This window comes from Streptomyces odontomachicola (assembly GCF_039605595.1).
Taxonomy (GTDB): Bacteria; Actinomycetota; Actinomycetes; order Streptomycetales; family Streptomycetaceae; genus Streptomyces.
Genome location: NZ_JBCFOK010000001.1, coordinates 140,666 through 158,102 on the forward strand (window position 1 = coordinate 140,666; position 17,437 = coordinate 158,102).

General features: G+C 71.5%; 15 protein-coding genes and 1 riboswitch. Of the genes, 9 read left to right on the forward strand and 6 right to left on the reverse strand.

Annotation, left to right across the window (positions count from 1 at the left end):
- Positions 1 to 78: 78 nt before the first annotated feature.
- Both cdgB and ABEE00_RS00785 read left to right on the forward strand, forming a co-directional pair.
- Entirely contained in the window at positions 79 to 1,779 is a 1,701-nt protein-coding gene (gene cdgB / locus ABEE00_RS00780) for a diguanylate cyclase CdgB (RefSeq protein ID WP_345743182.1), read from the forward strand.
- A gap of 153 nt (positions 1,780 to 1,932) precedes the next feature.
- The gene (locus ABEE00_RS00785) at positions 1,933 to 2,868 is read left to right on the forward strand and encodes a carbohydrate-binding protein (protein ID WP_345743183.1); all 936 of its coding nucleotides are present in this window, start codon (positions 1,933 to 1,935) and stop codon (positions 2,866 to 2,868) included.
- A 65-nt stretch (positions 2,869 to 2,933) separates the two neighbouring features.
- Here the strand turns inward: ABEE00_RS00785 and ABEE00_RS00790 are convergent, their stop codons facing one another.
- The 3 genes from ABEE00_RS00790 to ABEE00_RS00800 form a co-directional block, all read right to left on the reverse strand.
- On the reverse strand, positions 2,934 to 3,866 hold the full coding sequence (locus ABEE00_RS00790; RefSeq protein ID WP_345743184.1) for a 1-phosphofructokinase family hexose kinase: 933 nt from the start codon (positions 3,864 to 3,866) through the stop codon (positions 2,934 to 2,936).
- Between the two features lie 244 nt (positions 3,867 to 4,110).
- Positions 4,111 to 5,298 (reverse strand): N-acetylglucosamine-6-phosphate deacetylase, encoded by a 1,188-nt coding sequence (gene nagA / locus ABEE00_RS00795; protein WP_345743185.1) that lies wholly within the window; start codon positions 5,296 to 5,298, stop codon positions 4,111 to 4,113.
- Complete coding sequence (locus ABEE00_RS00800) at positions 5,295 to 6,197, reverse strand: ROK family protein (protein WP_451918480.1); 903 nt, start codon at positions 6,195 to 6,197, stop codon at positions 5,295 to 5,297. Before ABEE00_RS00800 ends, nagA begins: the two co-directional genes overlap by 4 nt.
- Positions 6,198 to 6,534: 337 nt before the next feature.
- Here ABEE00_RS00800 and ABEE00_RS00805 point away from each other — a divergent pair, with 337 nt between their 5' ends.
- The 3 genes from ABEE00_RS00805 to otsB all read left to right on the forward strand — a co-directional run bounded on the left by ABEE00_RS00805 (position 6,535) and on the right by otsB (position 9,040).
- Positions 6,535 to 7,806, forward strand: a complete 1,272-nt coding sequence (locus tag ABEE00_RS00805; RefSeq protein WP_345743187.1) for an extracellular solute-binding protein — start codon at positions 6,535 to 6,537, stop codon at positions 7,804 to 7,806.
- A gap of 95 nt (positions 7,807 to 7,901) precedes the next feature.
- On the forward strand, positions 7,902 to 8,168 hold the full coding sequence (locus tag ABEE00_RS00810) for a DUF3263 domain-containing protein (protein WP_345743188.1): 267 nt from the start codon (positions 7,902 to 7,904) through the stop codon (positions 8,166 to 8,168).
- 38 nt (positions 8,169 to 8,206) lie between these two features.
- On the forward strand, positions 8,207 to 9,040 hold the full coding sequence (gene otsB / locus ABEE00_RS00815; protein WP_345743189.1) for a trehalose-phosphatase: 834 nt from the start codon (positions 8,207 to 8,209) through the stop codon (positions 9,038 to 9,040).
- 51 nt (positions 9,041 to 9,091) lie between these two features.
- Here the strand turns inward: otsB and ABEE00_RS00820 are convergent, their stop codons facing one another.
- Both ABEE00_RS00820 and ABEE00_RS00825 read right to left on the reverse strand, forming a co-directional pair.
- Complete coding sequence (locus ABEE00_RS00820) at positions 9,092 to 10,567, reverse strand: alpha,alpha-trehalose-phosphate synthase (UDP-forming) (protein WP_345743190.1); 1,476 nt, start codon at positions 10,565 to 10,567, stop codon at positions 9,092 to 9,094.
- A gap of 290 nt (positions 10,568 to 10,857) precedes the next feature.
- The gene (locus ABEE00_RS00825) at positions 10,858 to 11,814 is read right to left on the reverse strand and encodes a glucosyl-3-phosphoglycerate synthase (RefSeq protein WP_345743518.1); all 957 of its coding nucleotides are present in this window, start codon (positions 11,812 to 11,814) and stop codon (positions 10,858 to 10,860) included.
- 239 nt (positions 11,815 to 12,053) lie between these two features.
- Positions 12,054 to 12,193: riboswitch (SAM riboswitch) on the forward strand.
- A 17-nt stretch (positions 12,194 to 12,210) separates the two neighbouring features.
- On the opposite strand from ABEE00_RS00825, the gene thrC reads away from it, so the two are divergent.
- The 4 genes from thrC (at position 12,211) to groL (ending at position 16,674) form a co-directional block, all read left to right on the forward strand.
- Positions 12,211 to 13,503, forward strand: coding sequence for a threonine synthase (gene thrC, locus ABEE00_RS00830; RefSeq protein WP_345743191.1), 1,293 nt, complete (start codon positions 12,211 to 12,213; stop codon positions 13,501 to 13,503).
- A 131-nt stretch (positions 13,504 to 13,634) separates the two neighbouring features.
- Complete coding sequence (locus ABEE00_RS00835; protein ID WP_345743192.1) at positions 13,635 to 13,913, forward strand: MoaD/ThiS family protein; 279 nt, start codon at positions 13,635 to 13,637, stop codon at positions 13,911 to 13,913.
- A 512-nt stretch (positions 13,914 to 14,425) separates the two neighbouring features.
- A complete protein-coding gene (locus tag ABEE00_RS00840; RefSeq protein WP_016472377.1) occupies positions 14,426 to 14,629 on the forward strand; it encodes a cold-shock protein in 204 nt (67 codons plus the stop codon).
- Positions 14,630 to 15,045: 416 nt separating this feature from the next.
- The gene (gene groL, locus ABEE00_RS00845) at positions 15,046 to 16,674 is read left to right on the forward strand and encodes a chaperonin GroEL (RefSeq protein WP_345743193.1); all 1,629 of its coding nucleotides are present in this window, start codon (positions 15,046 to 15,048) and stop codon (positions 16,672 to 16,674) included.
- A 96-nt stretch (positions 16,675 to 16,770) separates the two neighbouring features.
- Here the strand turns inward: groL and ABEE00_RS00850 are convergent, their stop codons facing one another.
- Entirely contained in the window at positions 16,771 to 17,367 is a 597-nt protein-coding gene (locus tag ABEE00_RS00850) for a Uma2 family endonuclease (RefSeq protein ID WP_345743194.1), read from the reverse strand.
- Positions 17,368 to 17,437 lie beyond the last annotated feature (70 nt).

Consider the following 17,437-nt stretch of genomic DNA (forward strand, 5'->3'; position numbering starts at 1 on the left):
ACGGCGTCCTGCACACCCACGAACCAGGGGTAACCACGCATACCTGGAGTTGAAGAATCACGGCTCAGGGGGAGGGCGATGGAAACCGAGTCGGAGCCCTATGTCCGCCTCGCCAGTCTGCGTCAGCTGCACGGCGTCGTCGCCGAGCTGAACACCGCCCGCAGCCTCGCCGACACCCTGCAGACCGTCGCCAACGGCGTCGTGCAAGGGCTGGGATTCGAGATGGCAGCCGTCCACCTGGTACGCCCCGACGGCGATCTGGTGGTCTCCGCCGTCGCCGGGAGCGCGGGCGCCGAGGCGATGCTCTCCGGCCGGGTCGGCTCGCGCGCCTCCTGGGACCGCCGCCTCGCGATGGGGGAGAAGTGGGGTGAGCTGCGCTTCATCCCGTACACCGAGGGCTGGGTCCTGGACGACGACGATGTGCCGCAGTGGCGGCCCACCGGACCCGCGCCCCGCTTCGCCGACGAGTGGCACCCGATGGACCGCCTCTTCGCTCCGCTCTACGCCTCCGACGGCGAGCTGCTCGGCGTGCTCTCGGTGGACCGCCCGCGCAACGGCCGCCGCCCCGGCGCCTGGGGCCGCGAGGCCCTGCAGATGTATTCGTTCCAGGCCGCCATCGCGATCAGCAACGCGCGGCTGCGCTCCAACATGCAGCGCGCCCTCGTACGCCTGGAGCGCGAGCAGTCAGCGCTGCGGGCCAGCGAGGAGAGCTTCCGGCAGGCGTTCGAGTACGCGCCGAGCGGCATGGCCGTCGCGGAGATGGGCGGCGACCAGCACGGCCGCCTCATACGCGCGAACGACGCGCTGTGCAGGCTGCTGGGCCGCCCCGCCTCCGCGATGCGCCGGTATTCGTTCTCCGACCTGGTGCACCCCGAGGACATCGGCACGCTGCTGCGCACCTCGGCCGAGGGCGGCCAGGCCGAGCTGCGGCTCGCGCGCAGGGACGGCTCCTATGTGTGGGTCTCGCTGCGCAACTCCGTGGTGGCGGACGCGGCGGACGGGCCGCGCTTCCTGCTCACCCACGTCGAGGACATCGAGGAGCGCAAGCGGCACGAGCTGGCCCTCGCGCACCGCGCCAGCCACGACTCGCTGACCGGGCTGCCCAACAGCGCCGAGCTCCGCGCCCGGCTGAACGCCCGGCTGTGCGCCAACCCCGGCCCGGTCGCCGGCGACGTGCTGGAGGCGAACGGGCACGGCCACGGATACGGCGTCGACGGGCACGGTTACGGCGCCGACGAGGTGGAGGGCCTCGACCTGCTCGACGGCCCCGCCGGCATCGACGCGCTGGGCCCGCGGCGCGGCGCCCCCGGCCCCCTCGGCCCCGGCAAGACCCCGTACGACCACCACGTACACGCCGTACCCCCGGAGGGCGGGCAGGGCGAGAAGGGGCTCGCTGTCCTCTTCTGCGATCTGGACGGCTTCAAGTCGATCAACGACCGCTTCGGGCACCACTGCGGCGACGCGGTGCTGGTCGAGGTGGCCCGTCGGCTTTCGGACGGCGTACGGGACAACGACACGGTGGCGCGGCTCGGGGGCGACGAGTTCGTGGTGCTGGCCGACGGGCTCGGCCCGGCTGACGCCCAGGACCTCGCCGTACGCCTGCGGAACGCGATCATCCCGCCGATCCGGGTGGACGGGCGCGCGGTGCGGGTCGGAGCGAGCTTCGGCATCGGCTGGGCGTGCTGCGGCATGACGGCCGAAGAGGTGCTGCAGTCCGCCGACCAGCGGATGTACGTGGAGAAGCGGTCACGGTCCAAGAGCGCGCGGCGGGCGGGCTGACCGGCCGCCCGTAATGCCCCCGTGATGCCGCCGTGATGCGCCATGGCGGGTTTCACACCGTGTACCGCCCCTGATCATTTCGGCGTTGGCTACCGCCCCCTGATAGAGAGGTAGGCTCGGCCGGATACCTGACGCAGTAAGGAGTGACAGGGGATGACCGCCGAGAACAACGGCACGGACGCGCCCGAGGGCGACGACCCGTTCGCCTACCTCTACCGCCAGGACGGCGGGGACGGCTCGACGGCACAGCAGCAGCACGCCAACGTCCCCCGTCGCTCGTACAACCAGGTCCGCGCCGTCGGTGAGCGGCAGTACGGCGGGCAGCAGTACGGCGAGCGCCCGCAGCCCAACGCGCACTACGCGGCGCCCGAGACCATGCCCGGCGGCCGCGCCGCCGCGCGCCAGGGCCCGCCCGCGCCGCCGCCCAACGGCCACGGCGCGCACGGCGGCCACGGCGGTGGCGGACGCCGGGGCGGCGGCCGCAATCACAACGGGCTGCTGATCGGCGCGCTGGCGGTCGTAGCAGCGGTGGTCATAGGCATAGGCACCGCCGTGGTCTTCAACAACGACGGCAACGCGCAGGACAAGGCGGGCGGAGAGCCCAGCAAGTCCCCGAAGCAGACCCAGCAGCAGAGCTCCAAGGACCAGGCGAAGCAGGACCCGAAGGCCCTCCCGAAGGAGGACGCCGCCAAGCTGCGCCTGGCGGGCGGCCCCACCACCGCCTCGGACGAGCCGGGCGCGAAGGCCGCAGGCGGCACCTATGTGACCGGCTTCAACAAGCCCGGCGCCGCGGCCACCTGGACCGTCAAGGTCGACAAGCCAGGCCAGTACCGGCTGTACACGCAGTACGCCACCCCCGGCAAGGACATGCACCTCTCGCTCGCTGTGAACGGCCGGCCGCACCAGACCGGGATGGACATGAAGAACTACATGAACACGTCCGACGGTGACTGGAAGGGCTGGCAGAACTCCTGGTCCCTGGTGCAGCTCAACAAGGGCGTGAACACCCTCAAGCTCTCCTGCGGCGACGGCGACAAGTGCGACGTCAACCTCGACCAGGTCTGGATCGGTCCGCCCAACGGCGGCTGACGAGCCGACCCCTGACGAGCCGGCCCCCTAGGGGAGGCCCCTTAGGGCCCTAGCTCCCTAGCCCCCTAGGGCAGCTGCTCGTTCACCTTCACCCGCGGCAGCACCGCGTCATAGGTCTCCGGGTCGAACTCGCCCGCGGCCGGCGCCCGTACGGTCGCCGCCGACAGCGCCACGGCGCGGGCCAGCCTGTCGGGCCAGGGCAGGTCCTCCACCAGGCCCGACAGCAGTCCGGCGACCGCCGAGTCGCCCGCGCCGGTGGGATTCCCCGACAGCGACTCCGGCGGCACGGCACGCCAACTGCCCTCCTGTGTCACGGCGATGAGCCCCTGCGCGCCCAGCGAGGCGACGACGGCGCGCGCCCCGCGCCGCTGCGCCGCACGCGCCGCGCGCAGCGGGGCCGTGCTCCCCGTGATGCCGGTGACCCCGGCCAGCTCCTCCGCGTTCGGCTTGACCACGTCGGGGCGCGCCGCGAGGCCGCGCCGCAGGGGTTCGCCGCTGGTGTCCAGCAGCACAGGCACGCCGGCGTCCCTGGCATCCCGTACGAGGCGGGCGTACGCGCCCACCGGCACTCCCGGCGGGAGGCTGCCGCACAGCGCGACCGCGTCGGCGCCGGGCAGCAGGTCCGCGTACCGCTCCAGCAGCGCTTCCCACTCGTGCGAAGTGACGTGCGGGCCCGGCTCGTTGAGCTGCGTGGTGTCGCCTGTCGCGGTGTCCACGACGCCGACCGTGCGCCGGGTGGCGCCGTCGACGCTGACCAGCGCGTCCGTCACGGAGCCCTCGGCGGCGAGCATCGCCCGCAGCGCCGCTCCCGTGCCGCCGCCCACCAGACCCGTGACCACGGCGTCGTGCCCGAGCCCGGCCAGCACCCTGGCCACGTTGAGGCCCTTGCCGCCGGGGCGCTCGGAGGCCTCTTCGACACGGTTCGAGCCGTGCACGGCCAGTCCCGCCACCCGATAGGTCAGGTCGAGCGCGGAGTTGAGCGTGACGGTGAGGATCACCGGGAGCCACCCCCTGGTTTGACATGCTCGCCCCGTAGACAACTGCGCGAGCGATCATGCCATCGGCGCCGCGCGCTGGCGACCCGGGGTAACCGCGTACGGGGCCTGAGGGGCGCCCCCGTACGGATCGCCCGGGCCGGCCCGTACGGGACATCCGGGCCGACCCCGTACGGGATACCGGGATCACCCCCGTACGGGATGCCGGGACCACCCCGTACGGGATGCCCGGCCCTCGTCCGGCCTCCTAGGGGCGGACCACCCACTCGCCCTTGCGCATGACCCCGCGCAGTGTGAACTCGCCGTCCAGCACGACCAGATCGGCGTCCTTGCCCGGCTCCAGCGAACCGACGCGGTCGTCGACGCCGAGCAGCCGCGCCGGGTTCAGGGACAGGGCGCGCACCGCGTCGGCGACCGGCAGCCCGTCCACGGTGACCGCCCGGCGGAACGCGGTGTCCAGGGTCAGCGTCGAGCCCGCGATGGAGCCGCCCTCGACGAGCCGCGCGACGCCGTCCTTCACGTCGACCTCCATCGGGCCGAGCGGATAGCGGCCGTCGCCCATGCCGGCCGCGCCCATCGCGTCGGTGATGAACGCGACCCGCCCGGGTCCCGCGCGGTGGAAGGCCAACTCGACCACGGCGGGGTGCAGATGGGTCCCGTCGTTGATCAGCTCGACGGTCACCCGCTCGTCCTCCAGCAGCGCCACGACGGGACCCGGGGCCCGGTGTCCGAGCGCGGGCATCGCGTTGAACAGGTGCGTCGCGACCGTCGCCCCCGCCTCGACGGCCTCCAGCGTCAGGTCGTACGAGGAGTCCGTGTGCCCCACAGCGGCGAGCACCCCGTGCTCGGCCAGCAGCCGCACCGAGTCGAGCCCGCCCGGCAGTTCGGGCGCGAGGGTCATCATGACCGCCGAGCCGCGCGCCGCGTCGATCAGCTTGCGTACGTCGGCCGGGTCGGGGTCGCGCAGCAGGGTCGGCTCGTGCGCGCCGCACCGGTGCTGCGAGATGAAGGGGCCCTCGAAGTGCACGCCGGCCAGCTCGCCCTGCTCGGCGAGCTCGCTCAGGACGCCCGCCTGGTGGGCGAGTTCGGAGAGTTCGCCGGTGACGGTGGAGGCGGCCATGGTGGTGGTGCCGTGCCGCCGGTGGGTGTCGATGACCTTCATGGCCTCGTCGGCCGTACCCGCGGAGAAGGACGCGCCGCCGCCGCCGTGCACGTGCATGTCGACGAAGCCGGGCACCACCCAGTGCCCGGACAGGTCGAGGGTGTCCACCGCCTCGTGCGCGGGGGAGTCCTCCGCGATGCGCGCGCCCTCCACGGTCAGCCTGCGCCCCTCGGCCACCCCGGTGGGCAGCACCACGCTGGCGCCGGCCAGCACGGTGCGCGCGCTCTGCGGCCCCTTGCCGCCGGTGGTCGGAACAGTGCCGGTAGGGCTCATCGGCTCGAAACCTCCGCGGAGAGAAGATCCCAGGCGAGAAGTCCCGCGCCCAGGCAGCCCGCGGCATCGCCCAGCGCCGCGGGAACGATCGTGGGGAGTTGCTGGAAGGTGACCCGCTCGCGGACCGCCTCGCGCAGCGGCACGAAGAGCAGGTCGCCCGCCTCGGCCAGCCCGCCGCCGACGATCAGCGTACGGGGGTCGAGCAGGGTCAGCGCGGTGACCAGCCCCGCCGCGAGGGCGTCCACCGCGTCGTGCCACACGGCCAGCGCCGCGGGGTCGCCCGCCCCTACGGCCTCGGCGCAGTCGGCCGCGGTCATCGTGGCGTCCCCCGAGGCCGCGGCCCACGCGCGCCCGACCGCCGCGGCCGAGGCCAGCATCTCCAGGCAGCCGCGCTGCCCGCAGCGGCACTCGGGCCCGTCCTGCGGGCGCACCGTGATGTGCCCGATCTCGCCCGCGCTGCCGTGCGCCCCCGGCTCGACCCTCCCGTCGATGCCGATCGCCCCGGCGATGCCGGTGCCCAGGGGCACGAACAGGAACCGGTCCACGCCGTCGCCCGCGCCGATCCGCCCCTCGGCCAGACCGCCGGTGCGTACGTCGTGGCCGAGCGCCACCGGGAGCCCCGCGCCCAGCCGCTCCTGGAGCAGGGCGCGCAGCGGGAGGTCGCGCCAGCCGATGTTCGCGGAGTAGACGGCCACGCCGTTGGCGTCGTCGACGATGCCGGGCACCGCGACGCCGACGGCCTCGGGCGCTGCGCCGAACTTGTGCGCCCCGTGGTCCCGCAGCTCGGCGGCGAAGCCGAGGATCCCCTCGGCGACGGCGTCCGGGCCGCGCTCGCGGTCGGTGGCGCGGCGGTCCTCGTACAGCAGCTCGTTGTCCGGGCCGATCAGGGCGGCCTTCATGCCCGTGCCGCCCACGTCGAGGGCGATGACATAGCGCTGGGTTGGTTCGGCTTCACGGCGACTCACACCGCCAAGTGTCCGCGAGAACCCGGAAGAGGTCTAGTCCACTCGCGGCATTGTGCCGGGTCCGGTCCGGCTTTCCCCGTTCGTGCCGGAGCGTCCGGAACGGGCTCGTTTCCGCGGCGGCCCGTTTCCGCATCGCCACCGCCCGTGGTGTAGACCTTGTGGGGTATTGGGGGGAGACTCACGTTCCGGTATTGGGGGTCCTGTGCGGGCCGTCGGGAGTGAGTGTGACCACGGTGCAGTCAGGACTTGAACGGGCGTAAGGGGTAAACCAGTGGAGCGTCGGCGTTTTCTGGGGCTGGCGACGGGAGTTGCGGGGGCCGCCGGGCTGGCCGCTTCGGGCTGCGGCACCGGGGCGGGCACCGGCGAGGGCGCACTCAAACTGATCGCGGCCGACTACGGCGACCCCGGCGGTGACAACAGCTCAAGGGACTACTGGGAGCAGGTCTCGCGCGCGTTCACGAAGAAGAACCCCGGCATCACGGTGGACGTCGAGGTCTACAGCTGGAACGACGTCGACAAGAAGGTCGCCGACCTGGTGCGGGACGGCAAGGCCCCGGACATCGCGCAGATCGGCGCGTACGCCAACTACGCCAGCCAGGACAAGCTCTACCCGGCCAGCGACGTCCTCTCCATCCCCACCCAGGCCGACTTCATCCCCGGTCTCGCCGAGGCGGGCGAGGTCATCAGGGTCCAGTACGGGCTGCCGTTCGCGGCCAGCACCCGCCTTCTCTTCTTCAACAAGACGCTCTTCGCGAAGGCCGGGCTCGACCCCAGCGACCCGCCGAAGAGCTGGAGCGACCTCAAGTCGGCCGCCAAGGCCCTCAAGTCGTCCGGAGTGAAGATCCCGTACGGGCTTCCGCTCGGGCCCGAGGAGGCGCCGGCCGAGACCATGATGTGGATGCTCAGCGCGGGCGGCGGCTACGCGGACGAGGTCGGCACCTACACCATCGACTCCGAGGAGAACGTCGAGGCGTTCCGCTGGCTCAAGGACGACCTGGTCGGCGCGAAGCTGACCAACCCCGACCCGGGCGGCACCGACCGGCAGACCCTCTTCGACGCGTTCAGCCGCGGCGAGGTCGGCATGCTCAACGGCCACCCCACGCTGATGCAGCAGGCCAAGCGCGGCGGGGTGGACTACGGCACAGCCGAGCTGCCCGGCAAGGACGGCACGGCGAAGGCGACCATGGGCGTCGCCGACTGGCTGATGGCCTTCAAGCAGAACGGCCGGCGCAAGGAGATAGCGAAGTTCCTCAACTTCGTCTACGACGAGAAGAACCACTACGCCTTCGCCGACCGCTACGACATGCTGCCGGTCACCACCTCGGCCAGCCGCCGCATGCGCCAGGACAGCAGCCACAAGAAGCTGTGGCGCTTCCTCGACCAGCTCTCCAGCGCCGAGTTCTACCCGGCGGGCAAGGTCTCCTGGGCGCACGTCAGCGCCGACATCAAGGAGAACATCGGCAAGGCCGTCACCGACGACCCCGCCAACGTGCTCGGCTCCCTCCAGCGCAAGGCCGAGGCGGAGGAGTCCTCCTCCCGCTGACCCCGCAGCCTGCTCCCCGGGCCACTGGCAGTCCCATCACCGCAGGTCACGGCCTTACGGGCCGGATTGTCAGTGGCCCCCAGTACGTTGTTGTCATGACTGAGGTACGTGAAGCGGAGCCCGCACCGATCCCGGTCCGCGGCCTCTCCGAGCGCGATACGCGCGTCCTGGCGCTGGAGCGCGGCGCCTGGACGGGCCCCGGCGCCAAGGAGCGCGCCATACGCGAGCAGCTCGACCTCTCGCCCACCCGTTACTACCAGGTGCTCAACGCCCTCCTCGACGATCCGTACGCCCTCGCCCACGACCCCGTCACGGTCAACAGGCTGCGCGCACGCCGCGAGGAGCGCCGCCGCATACGCTGACCCGTCCGGCAGCGGCGGGGCGTGGGTAGGGTCACCGCATGGCCCTTCCCACACCCCGCACCGCGGCCGGCCGGGCCGCACTCGACGCCCTCCTGCACGCGCCCGAACGGGCCGCCGTCGCCGTGGACTTCGACGGCACCCTCGCCCCGATCGTCGCCGACCCCGAGCAGGCCCGCGCCCACCCGGACGCCGTCCCCGTCCTGTCCCGGCTCGCGCCCCGGCTCCGGGCCGTCGCGGTGATCACCGGCCGCCCCGCCGACGCCGCCGTGCGGTACGGAGGCTTCGCGGGCGCGCCGGGACTGGACCACCTGACGGTGCTGGGCGCGTACGGGGCCGAGCGCTGGGACGCGGCGAGCGGGGAGGTGCGGGCGCCCGGGGAGCCGCCGGGGGTGGCCGCCGCGAGGGCCGAACTCCCCTCGCTCCTCACGGACTTGGGTGCGCCGCCCGGCACCTGGACGGAGGACAAGGGGCGTGCGGTCGCCGTGCACACCCGGCGCGCCGAGCGGCCCCAGGCGGCCTTCGACCTGCTGAGGGAGCCGCTCACCGCGTTCGCCGCACGGCACGGGCTGGTCATCGAGCCCGGCCGCATGGTGCTGGAGCTGCGCCCGCCGGGTGTGGACAAGGGCGCGGCGCTGGAGGGCTTCCTGCGCGAGACGGGAGCCGAGACCGTCCTGTACGCGGGCGACGACCTCGGCGACCTCGCCGCCTTCGACGCGGTGGAACACCTGAGAGGAGAGGGAGTACGGGGCCTGCTGGTATGCAGCGGCTCGGACGAGGTGACCGAACTCGCGGCCCGAGCAGACCTGGTGGTCGACGGTCCGGCGGGCGTGGTCGAGCTGCTGGCGGGGGTGGCGGAGGGGGTGGAGGGGTAGGGGAGGGGGAGGGCCCCCAAGGGCCGATCACTCTCCTTCGACCCCGCTCCCTCACCCTCCCAGCGCCCGTAGCTGGTCCAGGAACCAGCGTTCCGGGGGGAGTGCTGTTGCCGCTGCTGTCAGGCGCTTTGTGCGTTCCGCGCGGTCGTCCCGCTCCATGGTGAGGGCCGTGTGGAGGGCCTCGGCTGTGGCGGTCACGTCGTAGGGGTTGACCACCAGGGCGTCCTCGCCGAGTTCGGCGTAGGCGCCCGCCTCGCGGGAGAGCACCAGGGCGCAGCCCTCGTCGGAGACGACCGGGACCTCCTTGGCGACCAGGTTCATGCCGTCCCTGATCGGGTTGACCAGCGCCACGTCCGCCATCCGGTAGGCGGCCAGCGAGCGCGCGAAGTCGTCCTTCACATGCAGCACGACCGGGGTCCAGTCCGGGGTGCCGAAGGCCGCGTTGATCTCCTCGGCGACGCGCGAGACCTGCTCGGTGTAGTCGCGGTATACGGCCAGGTCCTGCCGGGACGGGTAGGCGAAGGCCAGGTGGACGACCTCGCCGTGCCATTCCGGGCGGTCGGCGAGCAGGCGCCGGTAGGCGTGCAGGCCGCGCACGATGTTCTTGGAGAGCTCGGTGCGGTCGACGCGTACGACGGTACGGCGCCGTGACCCGTCCGCACCCGTGCCGATCTGCTCGCGGAGCTGCGCCATCCGCTCGTCCACGTCCTCGCGGCGGGACCGTTCGCGCAGGAAGTCCGCGTCGGCGCCGAGCCCGTGCACGCCGAGGCGGGTGCTGCGGCCCTCGTGCGTGACGGTCAACTCGCTCTCGCCGTACGCGACTTCCGCGCCCAGCACCCGTTCGCAGCACTCCGCGAAGGCCGCGGCCCAGCGGCGGGTGAGGAACGCGGCGCGGTCCGCGCCGAGGATCCCCCGCAGCACCTCGGCCGCCACGGCGTCGGGCAGCATCCGGTAGTAGTCGGCGGGCGCCCACGGGGTGTGCGAGAAGTGGCCGATGCGCAGGTCGGGGCGGCGTTCGCGGAGCATCCCTGGCACCAGCGTGAGGTGGTAGTCCTGCACCAGTACGGCCGCGCCTTCCGCCGCCTCCTCGGCGAGGGCGGCGGCGAAGGCGGCGTTGTAGCGCTCGTACGAGGCCCACATGTCCTCGAAACCGGCGTCGAAGGACGGCTCGAGGGGGGTCTGGTACAGCAGGTGGTGGACGAACCACAGGACCGAGTTGGCGATGCCGTTGTACGCGGCCGTGAAGGTGTGCTCGGGGATGTCCAGCATGCGGACCGGCTGGTCGCCGGTGTCCTCCGGGGGGAGGCGGTCCGGCTGCCGGGCCGCGGCCCGGCGGGCCGCCTCGCGGTCGCCTTCGCCGAGTGCGGCGCACACCCACAGGGCGCCCGCGTCCGTGCCGATCGCCGAGAGGCCCGAGACGAGGCCGCCGCCGCCGCGTTTCGCGGTCAGGGTGCCGTCGTCGGCGGGGGTGTAGGTCACCGGGCCGCGGTTCGAGGCGACGAGGACGCGGGCGAGTTCCTGGACCATGGTTCGGAGCGTAGCCCTCGCGCCGGGTGGCGAAACGTGGAGCCCCGCCTTGCTTCGGTCACCTTGCGCTACGGGGTGGCCTCTGGCTGCCCCTGCTTCCGGGGCTGCGCCCCGGGCCCCGTTGGGTGCGTGGTGGCGCGGGTGCGGGGGCTGCGGTCCGCTGTGCCCACCCTCCCCCAAGCTCTTCGACTTCGCTCCGAGTAGGGAGGTACCCCCCTCGCCCCGACGGAACGAATGCCCACAGCTCGTGCGGGGAGGCGGGGGCGGAAAAGGAGCTGCCGGCGCAAAAGCTACGCCGCCCTGCTCCGTACATACTCCGCGATCTCCCCCATCGGCGGCCGCTCCTCCGTGTCCACGGGGTGGGTGTGGGGGGTGAAGCCTGTGCCGGAGTCGGCTCGGGTGTACTGGGTCAGGGCCGCTCGCACCAAGTGGCCGCGGGAGAGGCGGAGTTGCGCGGTGCGGTAGATGGCCGCCGCCATCCGGCCGAGTGCCTGCCCGCTCTGGTGACGGTGCCGGCGTACGCCCACGTCCGCCTGCGCCAGGGCGTCGAGCCCGCACAGCTGGAGCGCGTCGATGAGGAGCCCGATCTCGACCCCGTACCCCACAGGGAACGGCAGCCGCTCCAGGAGCGAGCGGCGGGCCGCGTACTCGCCGCCGAGCGGCTGCACGAAGCCGGCGAGCTGCGGCCAGTGCATGTTGAGCAGGGGCCGGGCCATCAGCTCGGTGACCCGGCCGCCGCCCGCCGGGTCGGAGCCCATCGGCCGGTCGTACATGGCCTTGACGAGCTGCAACCGCGGATCGGTCAGCAGCGGGCCGACGATGCCGGTGACGAAGGAGGCGGAGAAGTCGACGAGGTCGGCGTCGACGAAGCAGACCACGTCGCCGCTGGTGGCGAGCAGCGAGCGCCACAGCACCTCGCCCTTGCCCGGCAGCGCGGGTATCCGCGGCAGCACCTCGTCACGGTGCACGACCCGCGCCCCGGCGGCCGCCGCGACCTCGCCCGTACGGTCGTGCGAGCCGGAGTCGAGGACGACGAGCTCGTCGACGAGCGGCGCCTCCTCGCTCATCAGCTCGCGCCGGATGACGGTGACGATCTCGCCGACGGTGCGTTCCTCGTTGAGCGCGGGGAGCACCACGCTGACGCTGCTGCCCGTGCTGCGTTTCGCGGACAGCAGCCGTTCCAGGGGGAGTTGGCGGTCCGCCGGGAAGGAGCGCCGCTCCAGCCACTCCGCCACTTCCGGCAGCACGTCGTGCTCCGCGGCCGGAACGGCCGCCCGCACGTCGTGCTGCGCTGCCCGCAGGGCCTGCTCAGGCCCAGGCTGCCCAATCATGCTCCCCATGTGATCCATCTCGCGGTTCGGACGACTATCTCAAGAGTCGGTGGCGTCGGTTACAGTCTTGAACAACGCGGATGGCGACCGCATGTCGGGGTCGCTTTGCGTCCGGCCCGCTCAGGGCCGCAGGCCGACCGCGGAAAACTTCATACAGCTCATCCAGAGGGGCAGAGGGAACGGCCCGTTGAAGCCCCGGCAACCCTCCAGTCAGGTTCGTGTCATCGCGAGGTCCCTGACTCGGGAAGGTGCCAATTCCGTCTCATGGCGAGATACGCCATGGGAAAGATGAGGAGAAAGGGCCTCGCCTTCATGGCTGTGCAAGCTCCTGAACAGGGCAACCGTAACGCCGACGCCGTCCGTCTCGGCCCCGCCGCCGCCCTGTCCTGCCGCGAGTGCGGGGAGCGCTTCCCGCTCGGCCCCGTCTTCGCCTGCATCGAGTGTTTCGGGCCGCTGGAGATCTCGTACGACCTTCCCGGCGGCGATCCCGAAGCCCTCCGCAAGCGGATCTCGGAGGGCCCCGACAACATCTGGCGGTACGCCCCGCTGCTGCCCGTCCCCGAGGACGTGGCCTCGAAGCCCAACATCAACCCCGGCTTCACCAAGCTGGTCAAGGCCGACCACCTCGCGCGCGAGCTCGGCGTGACCGGCGAGCTGCACGTCAAGGACGACTCCGGCAACCCGACGCACTCCTTCAAGGACCGCGTCGTGGCGATCGCCGTCGAGGCGGCCCGCGCCTTCGGCTTCACCACGCTCTCCTGCTCCTCAACCGGCAACCTGGCCGGCGCGGTCGGCGCGGCCGCGGCCCGCGCGGGGCTGCGGTCCTGCGTGTTCATCCCGCACGACCTGGAGCAGGGCAAGGTCGTGATGGCCGCGGTGTACGGCGGCGACCTGGTCGGCATCGAGGGCACGTACGACGATGTGAACCGCTTCTGCTCGGAGCTCATCGGCGACCCGCTCGGCGAGGGCTGGGGCTTCGTGAACGTGAACCTCCGCCCGTACTACGCGGAGGGCTCCAAGACCCTCGCGTACGAGATCTGCGAGCAGCTCGGCTGGCGGCTGCCGGACCAGCTCGTCATCCCGATCGCCTCGGGCTCCCAGCTCACGAAGATCGACAAGGGTCTCAAGGAGCTGATCGCGCTCGGGCTCGTCGAGGACAAGCCGTACAAGATCTTCGGCGCCCAGGCCGAGGGCTGCTCGCCGGTGTCGGCCGCCTTCAAGGCCGGGCACGACGTGGTCAAGCCGCAGAAGCCGGACACCATCGCCAAGTCGCTCGCCATCGGCAACCCGGCGGACGGCCCGTACGTCCTGGACATCGCCCGGCGCACCGGCGGCGCGGTGGAGGACGTGACCGACGCGCAGGTCGTCGACGCGATCAAGCTGCTGGCCCGCACCGAGGGCATCTTCGCCGAGACCGCGGGCGGCGTGACCGTCGGCGTGACGAAGAAGCTGATCGAAGAGGGCGCGCTGGACCCGTCGTTGACCACCGTCGTCCTCAACACCGGCGACGGGCTCAAGACCCTGGACGCGGTCGCGCCGACGACCGGGCCCTCGGCCGTGATCCGCCCGAACCTGGACGCGTTCCGCGCGGCGGGCCTCGCCTGAGCCGCGCGCGCTGATACGTACGCCGCGTACGCACGCCGCATCTCCGTACACCGCATCCCCGTACACCGCATCCCCGTACGCCGCATTCCTCCCGAACCCTCCGCACCCGCACCACGGAAGGCAGTAGCCCCATGAGCGTCAACGTCCGCATCCCGACCATCCTGCGCACCTACACCGACGGCCGTGCCGAGGTGACCGCCGAGGGCGGCACGCTCTCCGAGGTGCTGACGGACCTGGACAAGAACCACACCGGCATCGGCGCCCGCGTCCTGGACGACGAGGGCAAGCTGCGCCGCTTCGTCAACGTGTACGTGAACGACGACGACGTCCGCTTCGAGCAGGGCCTGGAGACCCCCACGCCTGACGGCGCCGGCGTCTCGATCATCCCGGCGGTCGCCGGCGGCTGCTGAGGCCGTCGCCGTCGCCGGCGCCTCGTCGCGCCGATAACCGAACGATTCGCGGGTACGCGCCGGTCAAGGGCTTCGCGCGGGCCGAAATTCCGCTGAATCGTCAACAGATCGAAAATCTTCGAATCGCCTCCTCCGGCAGCACCGGAGGAGGCGATTCCGCGTTCCGGGAAGCGATAAGGTTTGATGTCGCTTCCGTCGCATCCGCCCCACGCGCGTATCGAACGCATATGAGATGCGGACAAGTTGTGCGCAAAATTGGTGCGGCTTATGCCCCTTCTGTTCCTCTTTGTCTGACCCGACTTGCCCTGTTTTAGCGGCACTTGAGGTCATATCGCCGATCGGCCGTGCCCAGAATTCTCGTCCGATTGACCTGTTGCAGAGGGCGGTCGTGCAGATACATTCAGCCGCGGTCGACAGGTTCCGGCGCACGCCTCCGCTTGTCCGGAAGTGAGGTCTGACCCGGGTTCGTGAAGTGCGGGCTCGTGCAAGGGCCAGTAATAGGGGAGTTAGGAATGGCTCAGGGCACCGTCAAGTGGTTCAACGCGGAGAAGGGGTACGGCTTCATCGCGGTCGACGGTGGTGCGGACGTGTTCGTCCACTACAGCGCGATCCAGATGGACGGGTACCGCACCCTGGACGAAGGACAGCGGGTCGAGTTCGAGATCTCGCAGGGTCAGAAGGGACCGCAGGCGGACATGGTCCGCGTGACCGGTTGATCTTCGCAACGTCACGAGGGGGCGCTTCCGCTGCGGCGGGGGCGCCCCCTCAGCGTTGTGCGGGGCAACTCGGGGCGGGGGCTCGCGGATTGGCTGGGCCGTAGCACTCCCTCGCGCGAAGGGCCTTGCGCCCGCCCGTCGCCCGACCACCGCCCCTGGCGGTGGCCACGCGCCGGGCGGGGGTCGGAGGAGGGGCCGGGCGCACATCTCTCGGAAAGGTGAGCACCTTGCACTCATAGGGGTCGAGTGCTAATCATTGGCGTTGGCAGTCTCCACCGGAGAGTGCCAGGGAAGGACCGGGTCGGTGAGGCCCGCTGGACCCGGTGGGGAAGGAACCGCCAGGTCCGGAGGCCGTCCGTCGCGGGCGCCAGCGCGGTCCGGAGTAATCCACCCCCAGTCCGGGAGGACCACTTCACATGGCCAAGATCATCGCGTTCGACGAGGAGGCGCGGCGCGGCCTTGAGCGCGGTATGAACCAGCTCGCCGACGCCGTAAAGGTCACCCTCGGGCCCAAGGGCCGCAACGTCGTGCTGGAGAAGAAGTGGGGCGCCCCCACCATCACCAACGACGGTGTCTCCATCGCCAAGGAGATCGAGCTCGAGGGCGAGTACGAGAAGATCGGCGCCGAGCTGGTCAAGGAGGTCGCGAAGAAGACGGACGACGTCGCCGGTGACGGCACGACGACCGCGACCGTCCTGGCGCAGGCGCTGGTCAAGGAGGGCCTGCGGAACGTCGCCGCCGGTGCCAACCCGATGGCGCTGAAGCGCGGCATCGAGAAGGCCACCGAGGCCGTCTCCGGCGCGCTGCTGGAGCAGGCCAAGGACGTGGAGACCAAGGAGCAGATCGCCTCCACCGCCTCCATCTCCGCCGCCGACTCGCAGATCGGCGAGCTGATCGCCGAGGCCATGGACAAGGTCGGCAAGGAAGGCGTCATCACCGTCGAGGAGTCGCAGACCTTCGGGCTCGAGCTGGAGCTCACCGAGGGCATGCGCTTCGACAAGGGCTACATCTCCGCCTACTTCGCCACCGACATGGAGCGCATGGAGGCGGAGCTCGAGGACCCGTACATCCTCATCGTCAACTCCAAGATCAGCAACGTGAAGGACCTCCTTCCGCTGCTGGAGAAGGTCATGCAGTCGGGCAAGCCGCTGCTGATCATCTCGGAGGACGTCGAGGGCGAGGCCCTGTCCACCCTCGTGGTGAACAAGATCCGCGGCACCTTCAAGTCCGTCGCCGTGAAGGCCCCGGGCTTCGGCGACCGCCGCAAGGCCATGCTCGGCGACATCGCCATCCTCACCGGCGGCCAGGTCATCTCCGAGGAGGTCGGCCTCAAGCTGGAGAACGCCGGTCTTGAGCTGCTGGGCCGCGCCCGCAAGGTCGTCATCACCAAGGACGAGACCACCATCGTCGACGGTGCCGGTGACAGCGAGCAGGTCCAGGGCCGGGTCAACCAGATCCGCGCCGAGATCGAGAACAGCGACTCGGACTACGACCGCGAGAAGCTCCAGGAGCGCCTGGCGAAGCTGGCCGGCGGCGTGGCCGTCATCAAGGCCGGTGCCGCCACCGAGGTCGAGCTCAAGGAGCGCAAGCACCGCATCGAGGACGCCGTGCGCAACGCGAAGGCGGCCGTCGAGGAGGGCATCGTCGCCGGCGGTGGCGTGGCCCTGCTGCAGGCGTCCTCCGCGTTCGAGAAGCTGGAGCTCGAGGGCGACGAGGCGACCGGTGCGCAGGCCGTGAAGTTCGCGCTGGAGGCCCCGCTCAAGCAGATCGCCGTGAACGCCGGCCTCGAGGGCGGCGTCATCGTCGAGAAGGTGCGCAACCTGACCCCGGGCCACGGCCTCAACGCCGCCTCCGGCGAGTACGTGGACCTGGTCAAGGAAGGCATCATCGACCCGGCCAAGGTGACGCGCTCCGCGCTGCAGAACGCCGCCTCCATCGCGGCGCTCTTCCTCACCACCGAGGCCGTCATCGCCGACAAGCCGGAGAAGGCCGCCGCTGGCGCCGACGCCGGTGCCGCCGGCGGCATGGGCGGCATGGACTTCTGATCCGCTGCCGTACGGATTCCGTACGGACTGCGCCAGCAGTCGAACCGAGGGCGGCGCTCCCCGCGAGGGGGCGCCGCCCTCGGCGTTGTATGGCGATTAGCGGGCGCGGCCCGCGCGGATCTCGTTCAGGTCGACGTCGATCGGGAACGGCTCGGTGAGCTTGAGCTGGTCGTGGTGGATGCCGGTGGGGACGTACTCGTTCTTGGCGGGGTCCAGCTCGTAGACGTAGACGATGGGGCGACCCTCGTCGTTCTCCACGCGCCAGAAGTGCCGGATGCCTGCCGCGGCGTATTTCTGAGGCTTGGCGCCGCGGTCCCGTGCGACGGAGTCGGGGGATGCGACCTCGACGGCCAGGAGGACGTCCTCGGGGTGGTACGTGGTCTGGTCGAGCCCCGTGTCGGCGTCGGCCCGCACCAGCATGAGGTCCGGCTCGGGGCGGTTGCGGCGGTCGAGGGTCACCGTCATTTCGCGGATGACTTCCAGCTCTGCTGGGGTGCGGCGGATGAGGTGCTGTTCCAGCGCGGTGACGGTGCGCATGTGGAACATGTTCTGCGGCTGTCTGGGGACGAGGCTCCCGTCGATCAGCTCCGTGTGCGCGCGGAGGCCGGGGAGCTGGTCCAAGTCGTCGGCCGTGTAGCCGCCTTCGCGTGAGCAGGACTGCTTGTGCACGAGCGCTTCGTGCTCGGATTCCATGGGCGGGATCTTTGTCGGGTGGGCGCAGCACCCTCGCGCACTCGGTGCGGCCTTCACCAGAACGAGTGGC